Raw genomic sequence first — 3,795 nt, forward strand, 5'->3', positions numbered from 1 at the left:
CCGGGTGGACACAGCCACCTTGTACTCAAAGCCAAAGAGATTCATCAGGTCGCGGATGAGGTGGATGACCTCAAGAATTTCGCCTTCAAGCTGTTCCGGCGCACAAATGATATGGGCGTCGTCCTGCGTGAACTGGCGCACGCGCAACAGGCCGTGCAGCACGCCGCTCTTTTCGTGGCGGTGTACCACGCCAAGCTCGAAATAGCGCTGCGGCAGATCGCGGTAGCTGTGCAGTTCGTTACCGTAAATAAGCATGTGCGAGATGCAGTTCATAGGCTTGACGCCGTAGGCGTCTTCCTCGATCTGCGTGAAATACATGTTCTCGCGGTAGTGGTCATAGTGACCGGATTTCTGCCACGTTTCAACGCGCAGAAGCTGCGGGCCCTGCACGATGTCGTAATTGCGCTTGAGGTGTTCCTTGCGCCAGAAGTCCTCAAGGATGGTGCGCACAAGCATGCCTTTGGGCAGCCAGAACACCATACCGGGGGCCACGTCTTCCTTGAAGGTGAAGAGCGAAAGCTCGCGGCCAAGCTTGCGGTGGTCGCGGCGTTTGGCTTCTTCCATCATCTTCAGGTAGGCGGCAAGGGCTTTGTCATCCGCAAAGGCTGTGCCGTAAATGCGGGACAGCATGCGGTTTTTCTCGTCGCCGCGCCAATACGCGCCAGCCACGTTCATAAGCTTGGAGGCTTTGGCAAAACCCGTGTGCGGCACATGCGGGCCACGGCACAGGTCGGCAAAATCACCGCATGTATAGACCGACACTGTATCAGCGTCGATGCCCTCGATGATTTCTACCTTATAGTTCTCGTCCATAGCCTTGAAGCGCGCCACGGCCTCGGCCTTGGGCAGCACTTCATGGGTGAAAGGCGCACGCTCGTTGGCTATGCGCTGCATTTCAGCTTCAATGGCAGGAAAATCTTCGGTGGAGAAGGGCTTTTCTACGTCAAAGTCGTAGTAAAAGCCGGAATCGATGGAAGGCCCGATAGTGACCCGGGCCTTGGGGAAAAGTTTTTTCACCGCCGCCGCCATAACGTGGGCGGTGGAGTGGCGGATCATCTGCAAGCCTTCGGGCGAGTCGGCGTACACGGGTTCAAGCCCGTCGCACCCGGCAGGAACCGGAGAAGAGAGATCAAGCAGGTCTTCCGCGCCGTCAAGTGCGCGGGCGGCCACAACGGCCTTGAACTTTTTGCCGCTCAAGGCTTTCTGGAGCACGGAGGCGATGCTGTCGCCAGCCTGCCCCTCAACCATTTGCCCTTCCACACGGACTTCCATGAAAAACTCCTTAGCGTTGCCGGAGGCGCTGTCCGGCCAGACAAAAAGCCAAAACAAAATGGGGAGGTAAACCTCCCCACTGCGCCGATACCGGACATTCGGCCATCTTTCGATAACCTGTGCTATGGGCGGGGCCAAGGCCTTCCGCCGTTAAGGGGAATAAACCCCAAAGTTTCTTTTGGTAGGAACGAACAGACTTGAACTGTTGACCCCTTCCGTGTCAAGGAAGTGCTCTAGCCACCTGAGCTACGCTCCTACATGAGGCAGAGGGTTATATAGCCACTCGCGCCCTGCCCGTCAACAGCTTTTTTGCACTTTCCTGCATTTTTTTCGGCTAGTTCCCTGTTTTGATGCGTTGTTTGCGGGTTGCAGCGCCTTTTTGGGCGTCTTTGCGTTGGCGAGCATTGCGGATACGCGTGGTACGGGATAGAATTCTTCTATTATCTAAAGAACATTCCTTTACGCGAAGTGCCAGATCCTGCGCTGGGCAGGCGCGTGCAGGCGCAACCGATACGCCCGGTGACAGGCTGGCAGAGCCGCCATCAACCAGAGGAAAGCACAATGGGTATTATAAAGGCTATTTGCACCAGCCCCAAAAAGGGCACTGCCAAGAAAACTGTTCCTTCAGCCACCCTTGTGGTGGATCACGGTATTGAGGGCGACGCGCACGCCGGAAAGTGGCACCGGCAGGTCAGTTTATTGTCCTGGCAGGCCATTGAGGACTTCAAGGCCAGAGGGGCCATTGTTGCGCACGGCTGTTTTGGCGAGAACCTTATTGTGGACGGGATAGATTTTGCGGCGTTGCCCGTGGGTACGCGTCTGTCCTGTAACGAGGTTCTTATGGAAGTGTCGCAGATCGGCAAGGAATGTCACAGCCATTGCCAGATATACCATACAATGGGCGACTGCATCATGCCGCGGCAGGGTGTGTTCGCCAAGGTTTTGCACGGCGGCCTTGTGCAGCCCGGCGATGTAATGCATGTGCTGCCCGCCGGGGCGTAGCGCACTGGGCGCTGGCGGAGAGACAGGTTTTTTGTAGCTACTTTTTTTCGTTTGCTGTGCTGAACGGCCCTTTTCATCGCGCGGAAGTTAAAAGTTCACCGCGGTCATGAAAAGGGCCATTTTTCTTGTGTCTGGAGCAAAATCAGCTGGCTGAACCGCGGGTGTATACCCTAATTCTTTAGTCCAGCTGGCTGCATCAAAAGTCCATTTTTTACTCCGGTCATAAACCGTAAGATGTCATTTCTTTCGTAACGCCCCTTTTTTCTGCCCCCTCCCTAGTTAGAGGGGTGTCCGGTCGAAATGGGGGCTACTCCACATGTCTTAGTCTGGAGCAATGGTTTTCTGCACCAGTTCAAAATCTGCAAGTTGCGAGCAGATGTAACTGAGCAGGTCCAGCGGGCGGGAAAGATGATTGCTTATCAGGTGTACTTGAAAGCCGGAGAGGTGCGCGCCGTCGTCAAAATTGCGCATCAGCAGAATGGTTGTAAGAAAGTCGTCGTAAACGGAGTCCAGCAGTTGAAAAAAACTTTCTTTTTTGTGCTGCTGCAACAACGCGTATTCTTGGCGAACTATGTAATGCGGCAGACGGAAGCAGCGAAGTTCATTGTGAAACTCGCCGTGAGTGTAGGCATCATCAATGGGGCGGGAGCAGTTTTCATTGTCGCCGAGGTCTTCTACGGTATCCACGGCATCCACGGTATTCACGGCGTCAATGGCGTCCTCGGCAGCAACGGCATCAACGGCATCAACAGCGTCAGGCTTTGGCGTGTTGACAAAACTGTGCAGGGCTTGCGCTGCCTCTTGCAGCATGGCGGCTATGGCGTGAAGGTCTGGGGATGGTGGCCCGGAAGGCAACGGGTGGGCCTGCTGAAAATTGGACATGAGGCACCTCTTGGATTTTTAGTATGGGAGTTTCTTCAAAAGAAGAACTCCGGGTGCTACTAACTGCCCAAGAGCAGCGGGCTATTTTCCTGTTGCCAGGTCTTGTATTTTGCCCACACCCGGAGAATACAATGCAGCAAACCGCGCCGTGTCAGAAACAAGGCGCAAGAAAGCCCACTATCTTTCGGGGTGGGAAAACCGTCTTGGGCGGAGTTAGTAGCTCCACCAAGGTTCCAACCATAATGTATGGCGTTAGTCAAGGTTGGGGCAATCTGAGGTTCAGCGTATTTTTAAGTAATTGCTTTTTAGTCGGATAATTGCGCGTGAAGAAGGTAGGGGCAAAAGTTTAACTCTCAAGCATTAAGCTGATGAGAAAGTCAAAAAATAGTATAAAACAAAGATGTTATCAGATTTATAAAAGTGAGGTGTTCGTTAGAGGAAATTTATATTTTATCGCACACTGGTTCTGCCTGGGGCATAAACAATGCCTCGTCAATCCAACAGATGGATCTGCGTAAGTAATCCATAAGTTGAGAAGATGCATTTGCATATTGATTGTCGAGAATACATTTCAGTTGTTGAAGTATGTATGCTTTAATTTCTATTACTTCTTGTTGTGTTAACCCTCTAACAGCCTGA

At 53.0% G+C, this 3,795-nt stretch carries 4 protein-coding genes and 1 tRNA gene; 1 reads left to right on the forward strand and 4 read right to left on the reverse strand.

All coding sequences use genetic code 11. The features are described from left to right. Nucleotides 1-1,272, reverse strand: a 1,272-nt coding sequence (gene thrS / locus QM579_RS01820) for a threonine--tRNA ligase (protein WP_414997524.1), incomplete at its 3' end; no start/stop codon positions are given. Between the two features lie 179 nt (nucleotides 1,273-1,451). Next, nucleotides 1,452-1,528 (reverse strand) — tRNA-Val (locus tag QM579_RS01825). Nucleotides 1,529-1,833: 305 nt separating this feature from the next. Here QM579_RS01825 and QM579_RS01830 point away from each other — a divergent pair. Beyond that, a complete protein-coding gene (locus tag QM579_RS01830; protein WP_414997525.1) occupies nucleotides 1,834-2,274 on the forward strand; it encodes an MOSC domain-containing protein in 441 nt (146 codons plus the stop codon). Between the two features lie 321 nt (nucleotides 2,275-2,595). On the opposite strand, the gene QM579_RS01835 is transcribed toward QM579_RS01830, so the two are convergent. Further along, entirely contained in the window at nucleotides 2,596-3,156 is a 561-nt protein-coding gene (locus QM579_RS01835) for a hypothetical protein (protein WP_414997526.1), read from the reverse strand. Between the two features lie 443 nt (nucleotides 3,157-3,599). Beyond that, the coding region (locus QM579_RS01840) for a hypothetical protein (protein WP_414997527.1) at nucleotides 3,600-3,795 on the reverse strand (196 nt) is incomplete at its 5' end.

Origin of the sequence: Desulfovibrio sp. (assembly GCF_047607245.1) — a bacterium.
Taxonomy (GTDB): Bacteria; Desulfobacterota; Desulfovibrionia; order Desulfovibrionales; family Desulfovibrionaceae; genus Desulfovibrio.

Bases quoted from the DNA above. Each gene is read 5' to 3' on its own strand.
- QM579_RS01830 (WP_414997525.1), top strand. From the start codon at position 1,834: ATGGGTATTATAAAGGCTATTTGCACCAGCCCCAAAAAGGGCACTGCC.
- QM579_RS01835 (WP_414997526.1), bottom strand. From the start codon at position 3,156: ATGTCCAATTTTCAGCAGGCCCACCCGTTGCCTTCCGGGCCACCATCC.